Here is a 23,213-nt window from a genome sequence, read left to right as displayed (position 1 = left end):
ATGAGCATCCGCTGGACGTACGCCTTCATCGACCGCCCCGCCCTTCAGGCCGCCCCGGCCGCCGAGTTCTGGACGGCGGTCACGGGCACACGGCTTTCCGAAGTCCGGGGGGACGAAGGGGAGTTCGCCACCCTGCTGGCGGACGGCGCCGACGCCTGCGTGAAGCTTCAGGGGGTCGCCTCGGGCGGGGGCGGCGCCCATCTCGACTTCTCCGTGGACGACGTACCGGAGTTCGTGGCGCACGCGTCGCGGCTGGGCGCGGAGACGGTCGGCGAGCACGAGGGGTGGGCCGCACTGCGGTCGCCCGCGGGGCAGTCGTTCTGCGCGGTGCCCTGGCAGGGGGAGTCGGCACGGCCGCCCGTCGTGCACGGCAGCCGTCTGGACCAGGTGTGCCTCGATCTTCCGCCGTCCGGCTACGACGCCGAAGTCGCCTTCTGGAGCGGGCTGTTGCCCGGCTGGGACTCGGCACCCGGTTCGCTCCCGGAGTTCCATGTGGTCAGGCCGCCGGCCGGGCTGCCCGTGCGCGTCCTGCTCCAGCGGCTGGAGGAGGAACGGCCGGTCTCCGCCCATCTGGACCTCGCCTGCGCCGACATCGGGGCGACCCGGGCGCTCCACGAGGAGCTGGGTGCGGTGTGCGTGGCCGCGTTCGGCCACTGGACGGTGATGAGGGACCCCGCGGGCGGTACGTACTGCCTGACCGGCCGTGATCCGGAAACGGGCGGACTGGCCCGCCGGTCGGACTAGCCGGTGGTGCCGGGGCAGACGACGGCCACCGGGCCTTCCTCGACGTCCGGCGGCAGCTCGGGGACCGGGCACTTCGGGAGGTGGGGGGCCGGGCTCGGGTCCGCCCTTTCCCAGCCGGCCGGGGACGGCGGTTCGGTCTCGTCCTGCAGCCACAGGGTCAGTCCGCCTCCGACGATCACGACGGCCGTCCAGATGCCCACACCCCACCGCCCCACCACGCCCATGCCGCAACGCTAGCGCTTGGTGGGTGCCCGGCTCACGGCTTCCCCTGCTTCCGTTTCCGCTTCGTGGGAGTGGGATTCCCGTTCTGCTTCGTGGGAGCGGGATTCCCGGCACCTCGGGTTGCGGCACGGGCCGTGCGTCCACACCGGGACCCACGCGCCCAGTGTCTTGTGGCGCCGGACCACCGTCTCCACCGGCTGTCCGCAGGCGGGACAGACGGGTTGTTCGCTGTCCATGCCCCCAGGGTAGGCCCGGAGCGGGTTCAGCGCTTCCTGCTGTACGTCCGCACCAGCACACCGTTGCCGAACGAGCGCACCGACTCCAGCGCGAACTGCGTGATCGCGAAGCCGGAGTCGAACATCGGCATGCCGGAGCCCTGCACGATGGGGTACGTCTTGATGATCAGCTCGTCGATCTCGTCGGCCAGTTCGCCGGCGAGCCTGGCCCCGCCGCACAGGTAGATGTCGTACGCGCTGTCCTCCGCCTTCAGCGCGCGCACCCGGCCGGCCAGATCGTCCGCGATGATCTCGACGTTGGGGTCGGGCGACTCCCCCAGCGTGCGGGAGGCGACGTACTCGCGCAGGTGGGCGTAGGGACTGGTGATGCCCTCCTTCAGGGCCAGGTCGTAGCTGCCCCGGCCCTGGATGATCGTGTCGAACCGCTTGTTCGGCAGGTCGTCGATGTTCCTCAGCCTGCGGCCGTGGGTCGGAACGGTCTCCGGGTACTCCGCCGCGAGGAATCCGAAGAACTCCTCGTCGACGTAGGCGAACATCGCCGACGCGTCGCCCTCAGGGTCCCCGATGAAGCCGTCGATGGAGCAGGCGATGTAGTACGTGAGCTTTCGCAACGCGGCCTCTTTCCGTGGACTGCCCTCGTCTGAACAACTCCAGTTGTAGTACTTCAGTTGTAGTGGTGCAAGAGGGTTTGCCGAATCAGGCACAAGTAGGTGAGGGGATTCCGCATACAGGCGGTCCGGACGCCTAGGGCCTGTGGTGTCCGCGACCCGCCGTCGTGCGGCGGACCATACGGGTGTGCCGTACGGCGATCACCAGGAAGAGGCCCATGACCAGGGCCGGGACCGTGACGATCACACCGAGGACGACGGCGGCCGCCGCTCCCGCGACCGGACCGGCGACGGCCAGGGCGGCGACCGCGCCACGCGAGCGGTGGGCGTCGGCGGTCAGCGGGGCATGCGGCAACTGTGCCCACTGCCGGGCCGCCTCCCGCTGCTCATCCGCGTGCCGCACCGCGGCACGGATGCGCAGGGCGGCGGCGGCCGCGCCGCCCACGGCCGCCACGGCCGCCGGCATCCACCACACCGTGGCCACGAGCAGCACCGGGGCGACCGCCCCGAGCGTGCCCCAGGCGGCCAGGCAGGCGAGCGCCGCCGTACGGCGGGACAGCGGCCGGTCGGCTCCGGCGCGCAGGTCGCCGAGGGCCGGCAGGTACCAGACCGATCCGGCGGCCGTCACCACCGCGCACCCCAGCGCCAGTACGGGCTGCGGCACGGCTCACCTCGCCGATTCGAGTGCGGTGATCTCGGGGTGGTGCAGGTCGAACGCCGGGGACTCGCTGCGGATCCTCGGCAGGGTGGTGAAGTTGTGCCGTGGGGGCGGGCAGGAGGTCGCCCATTCCAGGGAGCGGCTGTAACCCCAGGGGTCGTCGACGCCGACCGGCTCGCCGTACTTGGCCGTCTTCCAGATGTTGTAGAGGAACGGCAGGATCGACAGTCCGAGCAGGAACGACCCGATGGAGGACAGGGAGTTCAGGGCGGTGAAGCCGTCGGCGGCGAGGTAGTCGGCGTAGCGGCGGGGCATGCCCTCGACGCCCAGCCAGTGCTGGACCAGGAAGGTCAAGTGGAAGCCCACCGTCAGCGTCCAGAAGGTGATCTTCCCGAGGCGTTCGTCGAGCATCTTGCCGGTGAACTTCGGCCACCAGAAGTGGAATCCGGCGAACATCGCGTACACGACCGTACCGAAGACGGTGTAGTGGAAGTGCGCGACGACGAAGTAGGTGTCGGAGACGTGGAAGTCCAGCGGGGGCGAGGCCAGGATGACACCGGTCAGACCACCGAAGAGGAAGGTGGTCAGGAAGCCCAGCGTCCACAGCATCGGGGTCTCGAAGCTGAGCGAGCCCTTCCACATGGTGCCGATCCAGTTGAAGAACTTCACGCCCGTGGGCACCGCGATCAGCATCGTCATGAAGGCGAAGAACGGCAGCAGCACACCGCCCGTGACGTACATGTGGTGCGCCCATACGGTCACAGACAGGCCGGCGATGGCGATGGTCGCGCCGATCAGACCCATGTAGCCGAACATCGGCTTGCGGGAGAAGACCGGGATCACCTCGGAGACGATGCCGAAGAACGGCAGCGCCAGGATGTACACCTCGGGATGGCCGAAGAACCAGAACAGGTGCTGCCACAGCAGCGCCCCGCCGTTGGCCGAGTCGAAGATGTGGCTGCCGAACTTCCGGTCGCACTCCAGCGCGAACAGCGCCGCCGCCAGCACCGGGAACACGATCAGCACCAGCAGCGCCGTCAGCAGCACGTTCCAGGTGAAGATCGGCATGCGGAACATCGTCATACCGGGTGCGCGCATGCAGATGATCGTGGTGATGAAGTTGACCGCGCCCAGGATCGAGCCGAAGCCGGACAGGGCCACGCCCATGATCCACAGGTCGGCCCCGACGCCCGGTGAGTAGACCGCGTTCGACAGCGGGGCGTACAGGAACCAGCCGAAGTCGGCGGCTCCTCCCGGGGTGAGGAAACCGGCGGCGGCGATCGAGGAGCCGAACAGGAACAGCCAGAAGGCCAGCATGTTCAGCCGCGGGAACGCCACGTCCGGCGCGCCGATCTGCAGTGGCATGATCCAGTTCGCGAAGCCCGTGAACAGCGGCATCGCGAACATCAGCAGCATGATCGAGCCGTGCATCGTGAACGCCTGGTTGAACTGCTCGTTCGACATGATCTGCAGGCCCGGCCGGGCGAGTTCCGCGCGCATCATCAGCGCCATGACCCCGCCGACGACGAAGAACACGAACGCGCTGACCAGGTACAGCGTGCCGATCTTCTTGTGGTCGGTGGTGGTCAGCCAGTCCACCCACGCGGCCCGGCGCACCGCGGGTGCCCCGGCGGCGGTCCCTTCGGACGGCGGCACCGGACGGGGCCGTCCGTCCTCCGCGGCTCTGACCTTCTCCATGCGTATCTCGTCCACCGGACGTCTTCCTCCCCTGGCTGTTCCGCGCGCCCATGATCGACGGCGGGGAGAGGGGTCCGCATGGGTCGAAGGGTCCCTGCGAGGACTGGCGGGCAGGGGCCAATGGTCCCTGCTCCCGCCGTCAGCCCTCCGCGCGGAGGGCCGACGGTGCTTCCCGGGCCGCCCCCGCGGGCCACACGATCTCCACGGGGACACCCCGGGCGCGGGCGTAGGTCACCAGGTGGGCGGTGGCGTCGCGGCCGTCGGACGGGGAACCGTCCCAGACGGCCAGGAGGAGACCGCTGGAGGCGACGAGCCGTTCGTCCGCGCCGACGCAGGAGTCGCGGTCCACCGGGTCGTAGGTCAGCAGGCGCACCTCGTCGGCGAGGGTCAGCAGTTCGCCGGCCGCCATCCGGTCCCGCCGGGGCGGCAGGGCGGGCACCCCGATACGCGTGGGGATCACCACGGCCAGCGGGCACCCCGACGCCCGCGCGGCCCGGCCGGACGCCAATGGCGTTCCCGCGCCGGGGCGCACCATGGCCACGGCCGGGGCGGTCCGCCGCGCCAGCCGGGTCCGCAACACGGACTCCACCAGCAGGAGCGTGTCCGGGGTCAGGTCGGCGTGCCCCACCACCGCGATGTTCCCGCCCGTCGCGCCGTCGTCGCCCGTCGTTGTCATCGTCACGCCCCCGCCGGCCTCGTCGTCCGACACCCGCCGGATCCCTCGGTACGGCCGGCGGGCGCCACCCGCGAGCCAGTGAAGTCCGGACGCGCGCCAACGGCCAGGGCCGAACGTCCCTTTCGGGATCCCGGACCCGCCGACGGCCGGCTCCCCGGGCCCGGACCGGCCGGTCCGTCAGCCGGTGGTGCGGGGCTCGCGCCACATGGGCCACATGTACGGGCCGTCCGGGAGGGCCAGGGGCTCACCGGCCGGCTCGAAGCCGAGGCGCCGGTACAGCAGGGCACTGCGCTCGCTGCTCGCCTCCAGGTACGCCGCCAGCCCTTCCCGGTCGCAACGGTCGAGGACGGAGCCGATCAGCGCGGTGCCGAGCCCCTCGCCCTGGCGGCCGGGTGTCACGCCGATCATCCACAGGTACGCGTGGGCCCGTCCCGAGGGGTGGACGCCCGCGGTGAGCCGGCCGATCAGCTCCACCCGCTCGTTGTCCGGGTCGACGGCCCGGCGCATCCGCGCGAAATCGTCGTCGTCCCGCCGCTCCCCGCCGTGCCCGGGGTCGTCCGCCGGTACGGACATCCACAGCGCGCACGCCGAGCCGTCCTCGGTGAGGTCGACACGCCCCTCGGCGAGCACGACGTCGGTGAAGGCCGCCATGAGCCTGTGGTGCGTCGTACGGCGGTACTCGTCGCCGGGGAAGACCCAGCCACTGACCGGGTCGTCCTGGAACGCCTCGTCCAGGAGCCGGACGATCAGCCCCCGGTCTCCGTCCCCAGCCGTCCGGATCGCCACGCCCATGTCCGCCCCTTCGCCTCAACCATCCCTGAACTTACGGACGTTGAGCCTAGTGCGGGACGGGGGCGGGAAGGGCGGGCCCCGCACATCGTGGGGAAGTGCGGGACCCGCCGGGCCGGGGCCACAGTGCCGTGCGGGGTCAGGAACCGCACGGCACCGTGGCGCCGGGGCCGGGGTGACGGCCGGCGGGCCGTCAGGTGGTGCGCCGTGTCACGAACTCGGCCAGGGCCAACAGCCCGCCCGCCGCCTCCGGATCGGGCACCGCGCGGGCCACTTCCTGCATCGCCCGGGCCATCCGGTCGGCCGCCTGGGCCTGCGCCCAGTCCCGGCCGCCCGCCCGCTCCACGGCCAGCGCGATCTCCTCCAGGTCGTCCTCCTCGTGATGCGGTGTCGCGTACACGGCGGCGAGTTCCGCGGCCTCCGGGGTGCCGGAGGTGAGCGCGGCGACCACCGGCAACGACTTCTTGCGGGCGGCCAGATCCGCGCCGGCCGGCTTGCCTGTGCGGCGCGGATCGCCCCATATGCCGATCACGTCGTCGATGAGCTGGAACGCCAGTCCCGCCTCCCGGCCGAACCCGTCCAGCGCCGCCACGTCCGCTTCCCCGGCGTCCGCGTACAGCGCCCCGATCGCGCAGGCGCAGCCGAGCAGGGCGCCGGTCTTGGCCTCGGCCATGGCGAGCGTCTCGGCGAGGGTGACCTCGCCGGGGTCCCGCTGCTCCATGGCCGTGTCGGCGTGCTGCCCCGCGCACAGCTCGACCACGCAGTCCGCGAGCCGGGCCGCCGCCGCCGAGGCCGCCGGATGGGGGTCCTCGGCGAGCAGCCGCAGGGCGAGCGCCTGGAGGGCGTCCCCGGCGAGGATCGCGTCGGCGTCCCCGAACACCGTCCAGGCGGTGGGCCGGTGGCGACGGGTGGTGTCCCGGTCCATCACGTCGTCGTGCAGCAGCGTGAAGTTGTGGACCACTTCCACGGCGGCAGCCGCCCGTACGGCGGACGCCCGGGCCACGGGCCCGCCCAGGGCGGAGGCCGCGGCGAGCACCAGGGCGGGGCGGATCGCCTTGCCCGAACCGCCCCCGGCCGGGGTGCCGTCCGCCTGCTCCCAGCCGAAGTGGTAGAGCGCGACGCGGCGCATCGGGCCGGGCAGCGAGCCGAGGGCGGCTCGCAGCACCGGGTCGACCGCGGCCCGCGCCCGCTCCAGCAGCATCGTCGCCTCGTGCCCGTCACCGGGCCGCTGCTCCGGCACGGCCGGCATCTCGGTCGTGTTCTCCGTCGTAAGCCCCGTCTTCGGCTCCGTGATGGACTCCGTCATCGACTTCCCCCTGGGACCGGCTCGGTGGAGGAGCGGAGGTGTGGCGCTTCCGCACCCGTCGAGCGCGTACCTCCGAGGTGTACCCGTCCGGGCGGGCGGGGACACGGCGTGCGGGGCGGGAGCCTGCGGCAGGTCATCGCCAACGGCCGATCTCGACGTTCTCCAGGACGCCGAGCGCGTCCGGTACCAGGACCGCGGCCGAGTAGTAGGCCGTGACCAGGTACTTGATGATGGCCTGTTCGTTGATGCCCATGAACCGCACGGACAGACTCGGCTCGATCTCGTCGGGGATGCCGGCGGCCCGCAGTCCGATGACGCCCTGGTCCTCCTCTCCGGTACGCAGGGCGATGATGGAGGTCGTCCGGGCCTCGGTCACCGGGATCTTGTTGCACGGGTAGATGGGCACTCCCCGCCAGGTGGGGATGCGGTTGCCGCCCATGTCGATGGTCTCGGGAACGAGTCCCCGCTTGTTGAGCTCGCGGCCGAAAGCGGCGATCGCGCGCGGGTGGGCGAGCAGCAGCCCGGTCCCGCGCCGCCTGCTGAGCAGTTCGTCCATGTCGTCGGGGCTCGGTACGCCGTTGTGCGGCTGGATCCGCTGGTCGTACTCGCAGTTGTGGAGCAGGCCGAAGTCGCGGTTGTTGACGAGTTCGTGCTCCTGGCGCTCCTTCAGCGCCTCGACGGTCAGCCGGATCTGTTGCTCCGTCTGGTTCATGGGCTGGTTGTAGAGGTCGGCCACGCGGGTGTGGATGCGCAGCACGGTCTGGGCGACGCTGAGTTCGTACTCGCGCGGCCTGGCCTCGTAGTCGACGAAGGTGTGCGGGATGTCCGGCTCCCCGCTGTGGCCGGCCGCGAGGTCGATCTCCTTCTCGCCGTACTTGTTGGTGCGCTGCCCGGGGACCGTGAGCCGCCGGCGGAGGTGTTCGCGCAGGGTGTCCGACCGCTCGGCGACCTGTTCGACGGCCTCGCGCGGCAGCACGAGCACGGTGCAGGCGGTGAGGGTGCGGGCGGTGTACTCCCAGATGGCGTCCCCGCCCAGCAGCGCCTGTTCGCCGAAGTAGGCGCCGTCGGCGAGGACTCCGAGGGACTCGTCCTCGCCGTAGGGGCCGGTGCCGACCCGCTCCACCCTGCCGTGTGCCAGCAGGTAGACCTCGTCGGCCGGGCTGCCGAAGGAGGCGACGACCTGTCCGGCCTCGATCTCCCGCTGCCGGCAGCGGGCGGCCAGCTCGGTCAGCACCTCGTCGTCCTCGTAACCCCGCAGCACCGGAAGCTCGCCCAGTTCCGCGGGGATGATCTCGACGCGGTCGCCGGTCTTCACGAACGTCATCCGGCCATCACCCACGGCGTACGTCAGCCGCCGGTTGACACGGTATGCGCCACCCTGCACATCGACCCAGGGCAGCATGCGCAGCAGCCAGCGTGAGCTGATCTCCTGCATCTGCGGCACGGACTTGGTCGTGGTGGCCAGGTTCCGCGCGGCCGCGGTACCGAGGCTCTGCTGCTGCCCGGCCTGCTCCGTGCGGACCTCTTCGCCTACCGACATAGAGAATGCCCTCCCCAATGGTGATCCCGCACCCGGCCGTGCCGGGCGTGGCATTGCGCGATCAAGCCTTCCTCACGCAGCGTGCGCACACCATTACCCGATCGAGCGGGATTGGATCTTGGGAGGACTGGGCAGACATGGGCGTCTGTTCGACGGCGCCGTACCGGAAGGAAATTGTCCGGATCGACTCGTACAGGAGACGGACGAGTAGTTGAACTCGCTCCTTTTAGGTATAGGCCTGGTAGCGAGCGGTTGCGAAGGGCGGCCGCCGCCCGGCACGAAGGAGGGCGGTCATGGCCCCACCCATGTCCGCGAGCGCGTTCCTGCGCGCTCTGAAGGCGGAAGGACTCACGGTCGTCGAGGTCGGTGACTGGCGCGACCACAACCGCAACCACAAGGGCCCTTGGGGTCCGGTCCACGGCGTGATGATCCACCACACCGTGACCAAGGGCAGCGCCCGCACGGTCGACATCTGCCGCAAGGGCTACGAGGGGCTGCCCGGGCCCCTGTGCCACGGCGTCATCACCAAGGACGGCCGGGTCCACCTCGTCGGCTACGGCAGGGCCAACCACGCCGGGCTCGGCGACGACGACGTGCTCCGCGCGGTGATCGCCGAGAGGACGCTGCCGAAGGACAACGAGGCGAACACCGACGGCAACCGGCACTTCTACGGTTTCGAGTGCGAGAACCTCGGCGACGGCGAGGACCCCTGGCCGGCGGCCCAGCTGGAGGCCATCGAGAAGGCCGCGGCCGCCGTGTGCCGTCATCACGGCTGGAACGAGCGGTCGGTGATCGGGCACAAGGAGTGGCAGCCGGGGAAGGTGGACCCGCGCGGGTTCACGATGGGCTCCATGAGGAAACGGATCGGCGACCGGTTGAAGTGACGCGGGGACGTGCGGGCGCGACGGCGCACGGCCTCACTGGCGACAACCCGTTGGAAACTGTCGCTCGCTCCCCTGGGGCCCGCGGCGGCCCGCTCCTAGCGTGGTGGACCGTCCCCGACGGTTCCAGGAAAAGGCCCCGCCATGCAGTACGTCGCCCCGGTCGGCATCGGTGTCCTCTACGCCCTGCTGATGTCCCTCGTCCGTGAACCGCACCGGCGGCGCCTGAACGCCCTCATGGTCGCCGGTGCGGGCGCCGCCTACCTCAGCGGCGGCGGGCTGGGCGGCTGGGAGTTCGCCTTCACGGCGCTGGTCACCTGTGTCGCGTTCCGCGGCCTGGACTCCTGGACGTTCATCGGCGTCGGCTGGCTGCTGCACACCGCGTGGGACGTCGTCCACCACGTCAAGGGCAACCCCATCGTCCCGTTCGCCCACACGTCGTCCCTGGGCTGCGCGATCTGCGACCCGGTGATCGCGCTGTGGTGCCTGCGGGGCGGTCCCTCCCTGATCGGCATGTTCCGGGACCGCGGCCGCGGCCGCGAGGAGCCGCGGGCGACAATGGCCCGGTGACCGGCTCCGACACCTCCGACCCCCGCGACGCCCTCGCGGGCCTGCGCCCGCGGCTGCCCTCCCCGCTGCGGGAGGTCACGGATCAGCGGTTCGAGCGGCACGGGGTAAGGCTCCTGCTGAAGCGGGACGATCTGATCCACCCCGAGCTGGTCGGCAACAAGTGGCGCAAGCTGGCGCCGAACCTCGACGAGGCGGCCGGGCGGACCGTGCTCACCTTCGGCGGCGCGTACTCCAACCATCTGCGCGCCACGGCCGCCGCCGGCCGGCTGCTCGGCCTGCGCACGGTCGGCGTGGTGCGCGGGCAGGAACTCGTCGGCCGCCCGCTCAATCCCTCGCTGGCCCGGTGCGCGGCCGACGGGATGCGGCTGCACTTCGTCGACCGGTCGGCGTACCGCCGCAAGACCGAGCCGGAGACCCTGGCGGCCGTGCTCCGCGCGGCGGACGCCGAGGACGCGTACGTCGTGCCCGAGGGCGGCAGCAACCCCGCCGCCGTGCGCGGCTGCCGGACGCTCGGGGAGGAGCTGGCCGGCCGGGCGGACGTGGTGGCGGTGGCCTGCGGCACCGGCGGCACACTGGCCGGACTGGCCGCCGGGCTCGGCGGCGGGACGCGCGCGCTGGGCATACCCGTGCTCAAGGGCGGTTTCCTGGCCGATGACATACGGGACCTGCAGAGCGAGGCGTTCGGCGGCCCGCGCGGCGACTGGAGCCTCGACAACCGCTTCCACTTCGGCGGCTACGCCCGCGTCCCCCCGGAACTCGACGCGTTCGCCGAGGACTTCGAGCACCGCCACGGCATCCCGGTCGAACGTCTCTATGTCGCCAAGTTGCTTTACGCCCTTGTCGCCCTGGCGGAGGAGAACGCGTTCCCGCGCGGGAGCACGATCGCCGCGGTGATCACCGGGCGGCCCTTCCCTTAGGGCCTGTCCGGCGGATCATGCCGGAGACGCGGGGTCCGGCACGCCCTTTTCCCACTGCCCGAAAGGGTGTGGGAGGTGCCGTCCGGCGGCGTTGTCGTCGGTTGCCGACTCCTCCACGCCCGGCTTCGCCCCCGCTCGCCCGGGGTGCGGGGCGCCGCCGGTTTCCTCCGGCCCGGTCCGCCGGGCAGGCCACGGGCGGCTAGGTCGTCTCCCGGTAGGCCGCCGCCTCCTCCAGGTCCAGCCGGCGCAGCAGCGTGCGCAGCATCTCGTCGTCGATGTAGCGGCCGTCGCGCAGGCGGACGAACACCTCGCGCTCCGCGCCGATCATCTCCCGGGACAGCCGCCGGTAGGTGTCGTCCACCGACTCCCCGGTGACCGGGTTGACCTGCCCGAGCCGTTCCCAGACGGCGTTGCGGCGGCGCTCCAGGACGGTGCGCAGGCGTTCGGCGAGCGGTGCGGGCAGGGCGTTGCGCTCGTCGGCGAGCAGCTCGTCCAGGCGCTGCTCGGCGATCCGGGAGGCCTGTGCCTGGGCGTTGGCCTCGGCCAGGGTCTCGGCCCGCACGTCGCGTCCGGGGAGCTTGAGCACCCGGATCAGCGGGGGCAGCGTCAGTCCCTGCACGACCAGGGTGCCGATGACGGTGGTGAAGGTCAGGAAGAGCAGCAGGTTGCGCTGCGGGAAGTCCTCGCCCTCGGCGGCGGCCGGGATCGAGAAGGCGATGGCCAGCGAGACCACACCCCGCATTCCGGCCCAGGCGATGACGAACGGCGCCTTCCAGCCGGGTCTCCCCTCGCGTTCCCTGATCTTCGGCGACAGCATCGGCGGCAGCCAGGTCGCCGGGTACACCCAGAGGAACCGGATCACGACGACCACCACGAAGACGGCGACCGCGTACCAGGCGGCGTCGATGCCCTCGTACTCGCCGAGTCCTCTCAGGACGACGGGCAGTTGCAGTCCGATCAGCGCGAACACCGCGGACTCCAGGACGAACGCGACCATCTTCCACACCGCGTCCTCCTGGAGGCGGGTGGCGAAGTCGACCTCCCACGCACGGTGCCCCAGGTAGAGGGCGACGACCACCACGGCGATGACACCGGAGGCGTGCACCTGCTCGGCGACGGCGTACGCGACGAACGGGATCAGCAGGGAGAGCGTGTTCTGCAGCAGCGCCTCCTTCACATGGGTGCGCAGCCAGTGCAGCGGTGCCATCAGCACCAGGCCGACCGCCAGCCCGCCGACCGCCGCGAGCAGGAACTCGCCGACTCCCCCGGCCCAGGTCGCGCCCTCGCCGACCGCGGCCGCCACGGCCACCCGGAACGCGGTGATCGCGGTGGCGTCGTTCAGCAGGGACTCGCCCTGGAGGATGGTGGTGATCCGGGACGGCAGGCCCACCCGGCGTGCCACCGCCGTCGCCGCGACCGCGTCCGGCGGGGCCACCACGGCACCGAACACCAGCGCCGCGGTCAGCGGCAGGCCCGGCACGATCAGGTACAGGACCCAGCCGACGGCGAACGTCGCGAACAGCACGTACCCCACCGACAGCAGCGCCACCGGCCGCAGTTGCGCCCGCAGGTCGAGGTAGGAGCTGTCGGTGGCCGCCGTGTGCAGCAGCGGGGGCAGGATGAGCGGCAGGACGATGTGCGGGTCGAGCGTGTACTCGGGGACGCCGGGGAGGTAGCTGACCGCCAGCCCGGCGGCGACCAGCAGCAGCGGTGGCGGCACCGGGGTGCGCCGGGCGGCCGCGGCGATCGCGGCGCTGCCCGCCACCAGCAACAGCAGCGGCATCACATCCATGTCCGGCCCACCCTCGTTTTTCCGCGCGGCCCCCCGCGCGGGCGTCGTAATCTGGCAATCATGAAACAGTGCACGCATGCCGGCGCGCTGCCGCACCCGGAACCCGTCCCGCTCGGTGAGACGTGTCCGGAGTGCCTGCGGGACGGCACCGATCCGGTGCAGCTGCGCCTCTGCCTCACCTGCGGCCATGTCGGGTGCTGCGACTCCTCGCCGAACCGGCACGCCACGGAACACCACAGGGAAACCGGCCACCCCGTGATGCGGACCCATGAGCCCGGCGAGGACTGGCGCTGGTGCTTCGTGGACCACGTACTGGTGTGACCCGGAGTGACCCCGGTGCCGGACGGTTCGACCGTCTGACGTCTGGGTACGTCAATGCGGCGCGCGCTCTTCCCATTTGGGAGCCGCAGACCCCTAGCCACGGAGCGTATTCATAGTTTTACTATGAGTGACAGCATACGGGTCGGGGTCCCGGGGACAGGACCGTCGAGAGCGCGATAGCGTCACCGCTGAACCACGTAGCGCGTTACCCGGGGGCGAATCAGGCCCTGAAACGCTTGTACCACCTTGGAGGTGAGGGTGTCCCAGATCGCAGGCGAGCCCGCGACCCAGGACTTCGTGGAAGTCCGGCTGCCGGCCGCGGGGGCCTACCTGTCGGTGCTGCGTACGGCCACGGCCGGTCTCGCGGCCCGTTTGGACTTCACCCTCGACGAGATCGAGGACCTGCGCATCGCGGTCGACGAGGCCTGCGCGATCCTGCTCCAGCAGGCCGTGCCGGGTTCGGTGCTCAGCTGTGTCTTCCGGCTCGTCGACGACTCGCTCGAGGTGACCGTCTCGGCGCCGACCACGGACGGTCACGCCCCTTCGCGGGACACCTTCGCCTGGACCGTGCTGTCCGCGCTCGCGGGCAAGGTCTCCTCCGCCGTGGACGAGGACAAGACCGTGTCGATCAGCCTCTACAAACAGCGCGGCGCGGGACCCGGGCCGGCGTGAGGAGCGAGGACGGGCCGGTGCGGGACGAAGAACGCGGCACACGGGAGCTGCCGGCCGAGCGCGTGCCGGACGGCATCGACGGCATCCCCGAGCAGGCCCGGCCGCATCCGGAGGACGACTCCACGGAGACCGTCGTCCCGGGCGGCGGGCAGTCCGGCGGTGCCGCGCGGGGCACGCCCGCGGCCGGGCCGGCCGGGGTCGCTCCGGGCCAGGGGGGTGCCCCCGCCAGGGCCAGGCCGGCAGCGGGGGACGAGGCGAGCGCTCGGGGAAGGGCGACGGGCGGGACGATGAGCGAGCACGAGCGACACGCCGAGGACGAGGCGCCGCGGGCGCCCGCCGCCCGGGGCGCGCGGAGCGCCCCCGGTGCTCCGGGCACCCAGGGCGGGCACGCGCACCACAACCCGCAGGACCGCAGCGGGGCGCGCGCCATGTTCCTCGAGCTGCGCACGCTGCAGGACGGCACTCCCGAGTACGCGGAGCTGCGCAACCGCCTGGTGCGCATGCATCTGCCGCTCGTCGAGCACCTCGCGCGCCGCTTCCGCAACCGCGGTGAGCCGCTGGACGACCTCACCCAGGTCGCCACCATCGGGCTGATCAAGTCGGTCGACCGCTTCGACCCCGACCGGGGCGTGGAGTTCTCGACGTACGCGACCCCGACGGTCGTCGGGGAGATCAAGCGGCACTTCCGCGACAAGGGCTGGGCGGTGCGGGTGCCGCGCCGGCTGCAGGAGCTGCGGCTGGCGCTCACCACGGCCACGGCGGAGCTGTCCCAGCTCCACGGCCGCTCCCCCACGGTGCACGAGCTGGCCGAGAAGCTGGCCATCTCCGAGGAGGAGGTCCTGGAGGGCCTGGAGTCCGCGAACGCGTACTCCACGCTGTCCCTGGACGTCCCCGACACCGACGACGAGTCCCCGGCGGTCGCCGACACCCTCGGCGCCGAGGACGAGGCGCTGGAGGGCGTGGAGTACCGGGAGTCGCTCAAGCCGCTGCTGGAGGACCTGCCGCCGCGCGAGAAGCGGATCCTGCTGCTGCGTTTCTTCGGCAACATGACCCAGTCGCAGATCGCGCAGGAGGTCGGCATCTCGCAGATGCACGTCTCCCGGCTGCTGGCCCGCACCCTGGCCCAGCTTCGGGAGAAGCTGCTCGTGGAGGAGTGACCCGACGCGGGCGCCGGGGCCTGTCTTCCGGATCGGGCCGCCCCCGGGTGACGGCGCCTCGCAGCCGGGCCGGGCGAGGGCTGTGGGGATCCCTCCCGCGCGGGCGCAGTCGAGCGTGGGGAGCGTACGGCTGCAAGGCCGAGGAGGACGTCGACGCGGCAGGGGTCCCTCGCGCGGGCAAAGCCGAGCATGAGGGGAATCGGCAGCCGACGACAACACCGCTGCGGGTCCCTCTCCGGGGGAGTGCGCGCCGGGCCCCGTGACCCCGGCAAGGTCCGGGGGCGGGCGCTACTTCTCGGCGTTCCCGGGCCCCCGGATGCCGAGGGCCTGGGTCGTCTCGGGGTTGACCAGCAGGACCAGCGCGGTGACGGACACGACGGCGAGCGCGATTCCGGCCGGGATGGCCACGCTGTCGGAGCGCAGCAGGTTGTAGGCCACCGGCAGCGCGATGATCTGTGTGATGACGGCGGGGCCGCGGCTCCAGCTCCGCCGGGCGAACAGCCCCCGCGCGGCAAGCAGCGGGAGCAGCGCGAGCACGATCAGCGTCACGCCGCCGGTGATCGCCTGTTGACGGTCGTCCGGCTCGCCGGTGAGGGCGAGGACCGACATCCACACGCCGCCTGCCACCAGCGCGAGCCCCTCCAGGGCGGCCAGGGCCGCGGCGTACGTCAGACGGCGTGGGCGGGGGCCGGTGGCGTCCGGGGTGGTGGTGGGGGTCTGCTCGCTGCTCACCCCTGAAGGGTAGCCCTCGCCGCGCACGCCCCCGTGTCGAGGTTCACGCCCCGTCTCCCCCTCCGCCCCCGACTCGGTCTGGGCCCGGTACCGCTCAGTAGGTACCCTGCACGTCATGCGTGCACTTCTCGTGGTCAACCCGGCGGCAACCACCACCAGTGCGCGCACGCGCGATGTACTGATCCACGCGCTCGCCAGCGAGATGAAGCTGGAGGCGGTCACCACCGAGTACCGCGGACACGCGCGCGACCTGGGCCGGCAGGCCGCGCAGAGCGACGACATCGACCTGGTGGTGGCCCTCGGCGGGGACGGCACGGTCAACGAGGTCGTCAACGGTCTGCTGCACGCGGGGCCCGACCCGGAGCACCTGCCCGGTCTCGCCGTGGTCCCCGGCGGTTCCACCAATGTCTTCGCCCGCGCCCTGGGCCTGCCCAACCAGCCCGTGGAGGCCACCGGCGTCCTGCTGGACGCGCTGCGCGAGGGTCGCGAGCGCACCGTCGGCCTGGGTCTGACCTCGGGCACGCCGGGCTCGGACGACGAGGCCGTCCCGGCCCGCTGGTTCACCTTCAACGCGGGGCTGGGTTTCGACGCCGGTGTGGTCGGCCGGGTGGAGCAGCAGCGGGAGCGCGGCAGGAAGTCGACCCACGCGCTGTACATGCGCCAGGTGGTCCGCCAGCTGCTCGGCGATCCGCACCGCCGGAACGGGGTGATCACGTTCGAGCACCCGGACGAGGAGCCGGTCACCGATCTGGCGCTCTCCATAGTCTCGAACACCTCGCCGTGGACGTTTCTCGGCAATCGCCCGATCTACGCGTCACCTAAGGCCTCGTTCGATACGGCGCTCGATCTCTTCGGTCTGCACCGGCTCTCCACCGCCGCGGTTGCCCGGTATGGCACCCAGTTGCTCACTTCGTCCCCGGAGTGCGGACCCCGCGGCAGGCATGTGGTCTCCCAGCACGATCTGACGCGCTTCACCTTGCATTCGAAGGTGCCACTGCCCCTCCAGATGGACGGTGACCACCTGGGGCTGCGAACCAGCGTGACGTTCACAGGCGTACGCCGTGCACTGCGTGTGATTGTGTGAGCAGAAAGGGCCAAAGTCCTTTCAGTCGAACGTTTAGGCCAGGATCCACCCCATAGAAGTACGGCTGTGACCTAGTCGACACCGAAGAATCAAAAAAAACTTTCCGGAAGGGGTTGTATCCGCCGCCGAGGTTTGCGAGTCTCTTCTTGGCGATCGGGACGGCCCGCAACACCGGCCTCCACAGATCACCGGAACCCCTCTTCAAACCCAAGGACCACGCCAGCGAACCTGGCGGTCGGCCCTTCCCTTGTCGGGGGATTCGTGAAAGCGTTCACATTCACAAGCAATCGCATTACATACCTAGGAGAGGTAGCAGCCATGGACTGGCGTCACAACGCCGTTTGCCGCGAGGAAGACCCCGAGCTCTTCTTCCCCATCGGCAACACCGGTCCTGCGCTGCTGCAGATCGAGGAAGCCAAGGCCGTCTGCCGCCGCTGCCCGGTGATCGAGAGCTGCCTGCAGTGGGCACTCGAGTCCGGTCAGGACAGCGGCGTCTGGGGTGGTCTCAGCGAGGACGAGCGTCGCGCGATGAAGCGCCGTGCCGCCCGCAACCGGGCCCGTCAGGCATCCGCCTGACAACCCACCCCTGCTGACAGCCTGAGCTTGGCGGCGCGTACGGCGCGTACGCATCTCCCGCCCCCGAGCCGCAGCGCGCAGTCGAGCAAGAGCCCCGGCCGCTTTCAGTGGTCCGGGGCTCTTTGCCGTCCGGGCCCGCGACCCGCCCGGGCCCGCCACTGGCCCGGACGGCCCGCTACTTGTCCGACTGCACCGGGATGTCCAGGATCACCCTGGTCCCCCGCTCCGGTGCCGGCACCATGTCGAAGGTGCCGCCCAACTCGCCCTCCACCAGGGTCCGTACGATCTGCAGACCGAGGTTGCCCGCGGTGTGCGGGTCGAAGCCCTCGGGCAGGCCCACGCCGTCGTCCTGCACGGTGACCAGCAGGCGGGTCTCCTTCGTGGTGCCGCCGCGGACCGCCGACACCTCGACGGTGCCGGTCTCGCCCTCGCGGAAGCCGTGCTCCAGGGCGTTCTGCAGCACCTCGGTCAGCACCATCGACAGCGGGGTGGCGACCTCGGCGTCGAGTATGCCGAAGCGGCCCGTGCGCCGGCCGGTGACCTTGCCCGGGGAGATCTCGGCGACCATCGCGAGGACGCGGTCGGCGATCTCGTCGAACTCCACGCGCTCGTCCAGGTTCTGGGACAGCGTCTCGTGCACGATCGCGATGGACCCCACCCGGCGCACCGCCTCCTCCAGCGCCGCGCGGCCGCGCTCGGACCCGATGCGCCGTGCCTGGAGGCGCAGCAGCGCCGCCACCGTCTGGAGGTTGTTCTTGACCCGGTGGTGGATCTCCCGGATGGTCGCGTCCTTGGTGATCAACTCGCGTTCGCGGCGGCGAAGTTCCGTGACGTCACGGAGCAGCACCAGCGAACCGATGCGCGTCCCCTTCGGTTTGAGCGGGATCGCCCGGAACTGGATCACCCCGTCGTGCGCCTCGATCTCGAACTCGCGCGGCGCCCAGCCGCTGGCGACCTTGGCCAGCGCCTCGTCCACAGGACCGCGGGAAGGGGCCAGTTCGGCGGTGGTCCGCCCGAGGTGATGACCCACCAGGTCGGCGGCGAGACCCATGCGGTGGTAGGCGGACAGGGCGTTCGGGGAGGCGTACTGGACGATGCCGTCGGCGTCGAGGCGGATCAGCCCGTCGCCGACGCGGGGCGAGGCGTCCATCTCCAGCTGCTGGTTCGCGAACGGGAAGGAGCCGGCCGCGATCATCTGTGCGAGGTCCGAGGCGCTCTGGAGGTAGGTGAGCTCCAGCCGGCTCGGGGTGCGCACGGTGAGCAGGTTGGTGTTGCGCGCGATGACCCCGAGGACGCGCCCCTCACGCCGTACGGGGATGGACTCGACCCGTACGGGAACCTCCTCGCGCCACTCCGGGTCCCCCTCGCGCACGATCCGGCCCTCGTCCAGGGCCGCGTCCAGCATCGGGCGGCGTCCGCGCGGGACGAGGTGGCCGACCATGTCGTCCTGGTAGGAGGTCGGGCCGGTGTTGGGCCGCATCTGGGCGACGGAGACATAGCGGGTGCCGTCGCGGGTGGGAACCCACAGGACCAGGTCGGCGAAGGAGAGGTCGGAGAGCAGCTGCCACTCCGAGACCAGCAGGTGGAGCCACTCGAGATCGGTGTCGTCGAGGGCGGTGTGCTGGCGTACGAGTTCGTTCATGGAGGGCACGTCAGCGAGCGTACCCGGCGGTCCGCGGGGGCCTGAAACACCCGCGGGCCGCGGCGCCTGAGAGGGACCCTCAACCCTCCCGGCACCGCAGCCCGGAGCAACATCGGCCGTGGGGTGTGCGGTCCCGGTCGGCCGAGGGACGAGGAGCCGGGGCAGTCAGGGCAGAGAGCTCCGGTTCCTCGGTTCCGCCTTCCTGTGCGGGGAAGGCAGGCTTGGTGTGCCCTACTACGCATTGTGGACTAGACCACTGTCCCTGTAAATGCGTCGGACGCCGTTCGTCCCATCGGTGCCGCGCGGGCGTCCGTCACGCAGCCTAACCCCTGGGATTCCCCCACGGGGCCGGTCGGACATGGCAATTTCGGCGCGCGGCCACCGCGCCCGCTCTGTTAGATTGAGATTGGTCTAAACCACATTGCACCACCGCACGGATCCGTGCTCACGGATCCGGCCCCAGTCGAGTCCTCCTCAAGATCGGCAGGCCCACCGTGGAAGTTGTCATCGTTGCGGACGCCAAGGCGGGCGGCGAGCTCATCGCCGGGGCCATGGCACAGCTCCTGCGACGCAAGCCCGACGCCCTGCTGGGCGTGGCGACCGGTTCGACGCCGCTGCCCGTCTACCAGGCGCTGGCGGCCCAGGTGGACTCCGGCGCCGTGGACGCCTCCCGGGCGCGGATCGCCCAGCTCGACGAGTACGTGGGACTGCCCGCCGACCACCCCGAGTCCTACCGCTCGGTGCTGCGGCGCGAGGTGCTGGAGCCGCTCGGGATCGGGATGGACGCCTTCATGGGCCCCGACGGCACCGCCGAGGACGTACAGGGCGCGTGCGAGGCGTACGACAGGGAGCTGGCCGGGGCCGGCGGCGTGGACCTCCAGCTGCTCGGGATCGGCACGGACGGGCACATCGGGTTCAACGAGCCGTGCTCCTCGCTCGCCTCCCGCACCCGGATCAAGACGCTGACCGAGCAGACCCGGGTGGACAACGCCCGCTTCTTCGACGGCGACATCGACCAGGTCCCGCACCACGTCATCACCCAGGGCATCGGCACCATCCTGGAGGCCCGTCACCTGGTCCTGCTCGCCACCGGAGAGGGCAAGGCGGACGCGGTCGCCGCGACCGTCGAGGGTCCGGTGGCGGCGGTGTGCCCCGCGTCCGCGCTCCAGCTGCACCCGCACGCCACGGTGGTCGTCGACGAGGCCGCCGCCGCCGAGCTGAAGCTCGCCGACTACTTCCGGCACACCTACGCCAACAAGCCGGAGTGGCAGGGGATCTGACCGCCCTCCATGGTCTGGACCAGCCCCCGCCCCAGGGGTATACAAAGGGGATCACGGAGCGTGCGGGGCACACCCCCGTCCCGAGCCGTGCCACGATGTCAGCCGCGGCCGATGGGGATGTCGGTCGTTTCGGCACCCGGAGCCGGGAAGGCAGAGCATGAGCACCGACGTCAGCAGTGCGGAGAACGAGGGTGGGACCACGGTCCGTACCGCGCGTGTGCCCAAGTACTACCGGCTGAAGAAGCACCTGCTCGACATGACCGAGACGGCGCCGCCCGGCACTCCGGTCCCGCCCGAGCGCACCCTGGCGGCGGAGTTCGACACCTCGCGCACCACCGTGCGCCAGGCGCTCTCGGAGCTGGTCGTCGAGGGGCGCCTCGAACGCATCCAGGGCAAGGGGACCTTCGTCGCCAAGCCCAAGGTCTCCCAGGCGCTCCAGCTCACGTCGTACACCGAGGACATGCGAGCCCAGGGTCTGGAGCCCACCTCGCAGCTGCTGGACCTCGGCTACATCACCGCCGACGACCGGCTCGCCGGGCTGCTCGACATCACGGCCGGCGGGCGGGTGCTGCGCATCGAGCGGCTGCGCATGGCCAACGGCGAGCCGATGGCCATCGAGACCACCCATCTGAGCGCCAAGCGCTTCCCCGCGCTGCGCCGCAGCCTGACGAAGTACACCTCCCTCTACACCGCCCTCGCCGAGGTGTACGACGTCCATCTCGCGGAGGCCGAGGAGACCATCGAGACGTCCCTGGCCACCCCGCGCGAGGCCGGCCTGCTCGGCACCGACGTCGGTCTGCCGATGCTGATGCTGTCCCGGCACTCGCGGGACCGGGACGGACAGCCGGTGGAGTGGGTGCGGTCGGTGTACCGGGGCGACCGGTACAAGTTCGTCGCGCGCCTGAAGCGCCCCCAGGACTGAGCCCGCAGCAGGCTCGGACCGGGCCCTGAGCCGGCTCGCAAAACCCGACGAAGCGGGCGGTTGACAAGGTTTTCGTTGCTGTTGCCTCTCGGTTGAGCGGCGCCTGGATACCGCTATGCGGACGAGGGGTTACGACCGTGCTACGCCCTGACCTACATTTCCGCGCATTGATGCCGGTGATCAGTGAGGGGACGGGAACCGTCTGATGTCACAAGCCCCAGAAACCACAGGAGGGCCGGTGGTGACGCCCGTGCGCGTCGTCATCGCCCTCTGTCTCGTCGCACCGTTCGTTGCCATGTTGTGGGTCGGGTCCTACGCGAAGACCGACCCGACGTTCATCGGCATCCCGTTCTTCTACTGGTACCAGATGCTGTGGGTGCTGGTCTCCACCGCCCTGACGATGATCGCGTACAAGCTCTGGCAGCGTGACCAGCGCGCCCGCTCGGCCTCGAAGGGCGGTGCGTCGCAGTGAACGACGGCGTGAACGGCGTGGCACTCGCCGTCTTCATCTTCTTCTTCCTGCTGGTCACGGCCATGGGGTTCATGGCCGCGCGCTGGCGCAAGGCCGAGAACGAGCACAGCCTCGACGAGTGGGGCCTGGGCGGACGGTCGTTCGGCACCTGGGTCACCTGGTTCCTGCTCGGCGGCGACCTGTACACCGCGTACACGTTCGTGGCCGTACCGGCGGCGATCTACGCGGCGGGCGCGGCCGGCTTCTTCGCGGTGCCGTACACGATCCTGGTGTACCCGCTGATCTTCACCTTCCTGCCCCGGCTGTGGTCGGTGTCGCACAAGCACGGCTACGTCACGACGTCCGACTTCGTGCGCGGCCGGTTCGGCTCGAAGGGGCTGTCGCTGGCCGTCGCGGTCACCGGCATCCTGGCCACGATGCCGTACATCGCGCTCCAGCTGGTCGGCATCCAGGCCGTGCTGGACGTGATGGGTGTCGGCGGCGGCGAGGACACCAACTGGTTCGTCAAGGACCTGCCGCTGCTGATCGCCTTCGGCGTGCTGGCGGCGTACACGTACTCGTCGGGTCTGCGGGCCCCCGCGCTGATCGCGTTCGTCAAGGACACGCTGATCTACATCGTGATCGCGGTGGCGATCATCTACATCCCGATCAAGCTGGGCGGCTTCGACGAGATCTTCGCCAAGGCGAGCGAGGCGTACAGCCAGACCAACCCGGCCACGGGCGCGCCACGCGGTGCGCTGGTGCCGGGCGAGGCGGGCCAGTGGACGTACGCCACGCTGGCGCTCGGCTCGGCGCTCGCGCTGTTCATGTACCCGCACTCGATCACGGCGACGCTGTCCTCGCGCAGCCGTGAGGTGATCCGCCGCAACACCACGATCCTGCCGCTGTACTCCCTGATGCTGGGCCTGCTGGCGCTGCTCGGCTTCATGGCGATCGCGGCCGGGGTCAAGGTCAGCAACGGGCAGCTGGCGATCCCGCAGCTGTTCGAGGACATGTTCCCGGACTGGTTCGCGGGCGTGGCCTTCGCGGCCATCGGCATCGGCGCGCTGGTGCCGGCGGCGATCATGTCGATCGCGGCGGCGAACCTGTTCACCCGCAACATCTACAAGGACTTCATCAAGCCGGACGCGACGCCGAAGCAGGAGACCCAGGTCTCCAAGATCGTGTCCCTGCTGGTGAAGGTGGGCGCGCTGGTCTTCGTCCTGACCATGGACAAGACGGTCGCGATCAACTTCCAGCTCCTCGGCGGCATCTGGATCCTGCAGACCTTCCCGGCGCTGGTGGGCGGCCTGTTCACCCGCTGGTTCCACCGCTGGGCGCTGATCGGCGGCTGGGCGGTCGGCATGATCTACGGCACGGCCGCCGCGTACGGGGTGGCCTCGCCGACACAGAAGCACTTCGGCGGGTCGTCGGAGGAGATCCCGGGCATCGGGGAGATCGGCTACATCGGCCTCACCGCGTTCGTGCTCAACGTCCTGGTCACGGTCGTCCTGACCTTCGTCATGCGGGCCGTCAAGGCGCCCGAGGGCATCGACGAGACCAAGCCGCAGGACTACACGGCGGACGCGGGCGACCCCGGTGTCCAGGTGGAGCTTCCGCCGGCCACGGCGGGCAGCAGCCACTGACGCCTGTGACGTACGACGACGGGGCCCCGGGGAAAAACGGCCGCCCGCCGCGTTGGCGTAAAAAAATAACACAACACACCACAACTAAAGGGC

The 23,213-nt window shown here is 71.0% G+C and carries 25 protein-coding genes; 13 read left to right on the top strand and 12 right to left on the bottom strand.

Translation table 11 applies throughout. From position 1 onward, the window contains the following. A complete protein-coding gene (locus ACFV5H_RS11965) occupies positions 1-744 on the top strand; it encodes a VOC family protein (protein WP_385194332.1) in 744 nt (247 codons plus the stop codon). Here ACFV5H_RS11965 and ACFV5H_RS11960 read toward each other — a convergent pair. The 9 genes from ACFV5H_RS11960 to ACFV5H_RS11920 all read right to left on the bottom strand — a co-directional run bounded on the left by ACFV5H_RS11960 (position 741) and on the right by ACFV5H_RS11920 (position 8,477). Beyond that, the gene (locus ACFV5H_RS11960) at positions 741-968 is read right to left on the bottom strand and encodes a hypothetical protein (RefSeq protein ID WP_385194330.1); all 228 of its coding nucleotides are present in this window, start codon (positions 966-968) and stop codon (positions 741-743) included. The two genes, ACFV5H_RS11965 and ACFV5H_RS11960, sit on opposite strands and share 4 nt — an antisense overlap. Positions 969-977: 9 nt before the next feature. Beyond that, complete coding sequence (locus ACFV5H_RS11955; protein WP_385051932.1) at positions 978-1,202, bottom strand: hypothetical protein; 225 nt, start codon at positions 1,200-1,202, stop codon at positions 978-980. Between the two features lie 26 nt (positions 1,203-1,228). Next, positions 1,229-1,813, bottom strand: a complete 585-nt coding sequence (locus ACFV5H_RS11950) for a dihydrofolate reductase family protein (RefSeq protein ID WP_385051929.1) — start codon at positions 1,811-1,813, stop codon at positions 1,229-1,231. A 133-nt stretch (positions 1,814-1,946) separates the two neighbouring features. Continuing rightward, the gene (locus ACFV5H_RS11945; protein ID WP_385051926.1) at positions 1,947-2,474 is read right to left on the bottom strand and encodes a hypothetical protein; all 528 of its coding nucleotides are present in this window, start codon (positions 2,472-2,474) and stop codon (positions 1,947-1,949) included. A gap of 3 nt (positions 2,475-2,477) precedes the next feature. Further along, positions 2,478-4,166, bottom strand: coding sequence for a cytochrome c oxidase subunit I (ctaD, locus tag ACFV5H_RS11940; protein WP_385051982.1), 1,689 nt, complete (start codon positions 4,164-4,166; stop codon positions 2,478-2,480). Between the two features lie 139 nt (positions 4,167-4,305). Beyond that, positions 4,306-4,842: a hypothetical protein gene (locus tag ACFV5H_RS11935; protein WP_385051979.1), complete on the bottom strand. Its 537-nt coding sequence runs from the start codon at positions 4,840-4,842 to the stop codon at positions 4,306-4,308. 177 nt (positions 4,843-5,019) lie between these two features. After that, positions 5,020-5,634 carry a GNAT family N-acetyltransferase gene (locus ACFV5H_RS11930; protein WP_385051924.1) on the bottom strand — a complete coding sequence of 205 codons (615 nt, stop codon included), beginning with the start codon at positions 5,632-5,634 and terminating at the stop codon, positions 5,020-5,022. Between the two features lie 190 nt (positions 5,635-5,824). Then, a complete protein-coding gene (locus ACFV5H_RS11925) occupies positions 5,825-6,880 on the bottom strand; it encodes a family 2 encapsulin nanocompartment cargo protein polyprenyl transferase (protein WP_385051976.1) in 1,056 nt (351 codons plus the stop codon). Between the two features lie 190 nt (positions 6,881-7,070). Then, the gene (locus ACFV5H_RS11920) at positions 7,071-8,477 is read right to left on the bottom strand and encodes a family 2B encapsulin nanocompartment shell protein (protein ID WP_385051922.1); all 1,407 of its coding nucleotides are present in this window, start codon (positions 8,475-8,477) and stop codon (positions 7,071-7,073) included. A 293-nt stretch (positions 8,478-8,770) separates the two neighbouring features. Between ACFV5H_RS11920 and ACFV5H_RS11915 the strand changes: the two genes are divergently transcribed. The 3 genes from ACFV5H_RS11915 (at position 8,771) to ACFV5H_RS11905 (ending at position 10,845) form a co-directional block, all read left to right on the top strand. Then, a complete protein-coding gene (locus ACFV5H_RS11915; protein WP_385051919.1) occupies positions 8,771-9,361 on the top strand; it encodes an N-acetylmuramoyl-L-alanine amidase in 591 nt (196 codons plus the stop codon). A gap of 141 nt (positions 9,362-9,502) precedes the next feature. Then, the gene (locus ACFV5H_RS11910; protein WP_385051916.1) at positions 9,503-9,928 is read left to right on the top strand and encodes a DUF6010 family protein; all 426 of its coding nucleotides are present in this window, start codon (positions 9,503-9,505) and stop codon (positions 9,926-9,928) included. Further along, on the top strand, positions 9,925-10,845 hold the full coding sequence (locus tag ACFV5H_RS11905) for a 1-aminocyclopropane-1-carboxylate deaminase/D-cysteine desulfhydrase (RefSeq protein ID WP_385194328.1): 921 nt from the start codon (positions 9,925-9,927) through the stop codon (positions 10,843-10,845). Before ACFV5H_RS11910 ends, ACFV5H_RS11905 begins: the two co-directional genes overlap by 4 nt. Positions 10,846-11,044: 199 nt before the next feature. Here ACFV5H_RS11905 and ACFV5H_RS11900 read toward each other — a convergent pair whose 3' ends face one another. Continuing rightward, positions 11,045-12,637, bottom strand: a complete 1,593-nt coding sequence (locus ACFV5H_RS11900; protein WP_385194325.1) for a Na+/H+ antiporter — start codon at positions 12,635-12,637, stop codon at positions 11,045-11,047. A 60-nt stretch (positions 12,638-12,697) separates the two neighbouring features. Here ACFV5H_RS11900 and ACFV5H_RS11895 point away from each other — a divergent pair, with 60 nt between their 5' ends. From ACFV5H_RS11895 to ACFV5H_RS11885, 3 genes are all read left to right on the top strand, one after another. Further along, complete coding sequence (locus ACFV5H_RS11895) at positions 12,698-12,958, top strand: UBP-type zinc finger domain-containing protein (protein WP_385051908.1); 261 nt, start codon at positions 12,698-12,700, stop codon at positions 12,956-12,958. Between the two features lie 258 nt (positions 12,959-13,216). Next, positions 13,217-13,630 carry an anti-sigma regulatory factor gene (locus ACFV5H_RS11890; RefSeq protein WP_004925829.1) on the top strand — a complete coding sequence of 138 codons (414 nt, stop codon included), beginning with the start codon at positions 13,217-13,219 and terminating at the stop codon, positions 13,628-13,630. A 17-nt stretch (positions 13,631-13,647) separates the two neighbouring features. Next, positions 13,648-14,787 (top strand): RNA polymerase sigma factor SigF, encoded by a 1,140-nt coding sequence (locus ACFV5H_RS11885; protein WP_385194323.1) that lies wholly within the window; start codon positions 13,648-13,650, stop codon positions 14,785-14,787. Between the two features lie 288 nt (positions 14,788-15,075). Here ACFV5H_RS11885 and ACFV5H_RS11880 read toward each other — a convergent pair whose 3' ends face one another. Further along, positions 15,076-15,519 (bottom strand): hypothetical protein, encoded by a 444-nt coding sequence (locus ACFV5H_RS11880; protein ID WP_385194321.1) that lies wholly within the window; start codon positions 15,517-15,519, stop codon positions 15,076-15,078. Positions 15,520-15,634: 115 nt separating this feature from the next. Between ACFV5H_RS11880 and ACFV5H_RS11875 the strand changes: the two genes are divergently transcribed. Further along, positions 15,635-16,603 (top strand): diacylglycerol/lipid kinase family protein, encoded by a 969-nt coding sequence (locus tag ACFV5H_RS11875; protein WP_385194319.1) that lies wholly within the window; start codon positions 15,635-15,637, stop codon positions 16,601-16,603. Positions 16,604-16,921: 318 nt separating this feature from the next. Next, a complete protein-coding gene (locus ACFV5H_RS11870; RefSeq protein ID WP_030219886.1) occupies positions 16,922-17,179 on the top strand; it encodes a WhiB family transcriptional regulator in 258 nt (85 codons plus the stop codon). A gap of 175 nt (positions 17,180-17,354) precedes the next feature. Here ACFV5H_RS11870 and ACFV5H_RS11865 read toward each other — a convergent pair whose 3' ends face one another. Next, complete coding sequence (locus ACFV5H_RS11865; protein ID WP_383455794.1) at positions 17,355-18,830, bottom strand: sensor histidine kinase; 1,476 nt, start codon at positions 18,828-18,830, stop codon at positions 17,355-17,357. Positions 18,831-19,315: 485 nt separating this feature from the next. Between ACFV5H_RS11865 and nagB the strand changes: the two genes are divergently transcribed. From nagB to mctP, 4 genes are all read left to right on the top strand, one after another. Then, positions 19,316-20,101 (top strand): glucosamine-6-phosphate deaminase, encoded by a 786-nt coding sequence (gene nagB, locus ACFV5H_RS11860; RefSeq protein WP_385051895.1) that lies wholly within the window; start codon positions 19,316-19,318, stop codon positions 20,099-20,101. A 157-nt stretch (positions 20,102-20,258) separates the two neighbouring features. Then, complete coding sequence (locus ACFV5H_RS11855) at positions 20,259-21,023, top strand: GntR family transcriptional regulator (RefSeq protein WP_385051892.1); 765 nt, start codon at positions 20,259-20,261, stop codon at positions 21,021-21,023. 205 nt (positions 21,024-21,228) lie between these two features. Next, entirely contained in the window at positions 21,229-21,495 is a 267-nt protein-coding gene (locus ACFV5H_RS11850) for a DUF3311 domain-containing protein (RefSeq protein WP_385051889.1), read from the top strand. Then, the gene (mctP, locus tag ACFV5H_RS11845; protein ID WP_385051887.1) at positions 21,492-23,120 is read left to right on the top strand and encodes a monocarboxylate uptake permease MctP; all 1,629 of its coding nucleotides are present in this window, start codon (positions 21,492-21,494) and stop codon (positions 23,118-23,120) included. Before ACFV5H_RS11850 ends, mctP begins: the two co-directional genes overlap by 4 nt. The last annotated feature ends 93 nt before the right edge of the window (positions 23,121-23,213 follow it).

The organism is Streptomyces sp. NPDC059787 (genome assembly GCF_042732315.1).
Classification (GTDB): Bacteria; Actinomycetota; Actinomycetes; order Streptomycetales; family Streptomycetaceae; genus Streptomyces; species Streptomyces atrovirens.
Note: the sequence above shows the minus strand (reverse complement) of the source record. Positions and strands in the feature narration are given on the sequence as shown.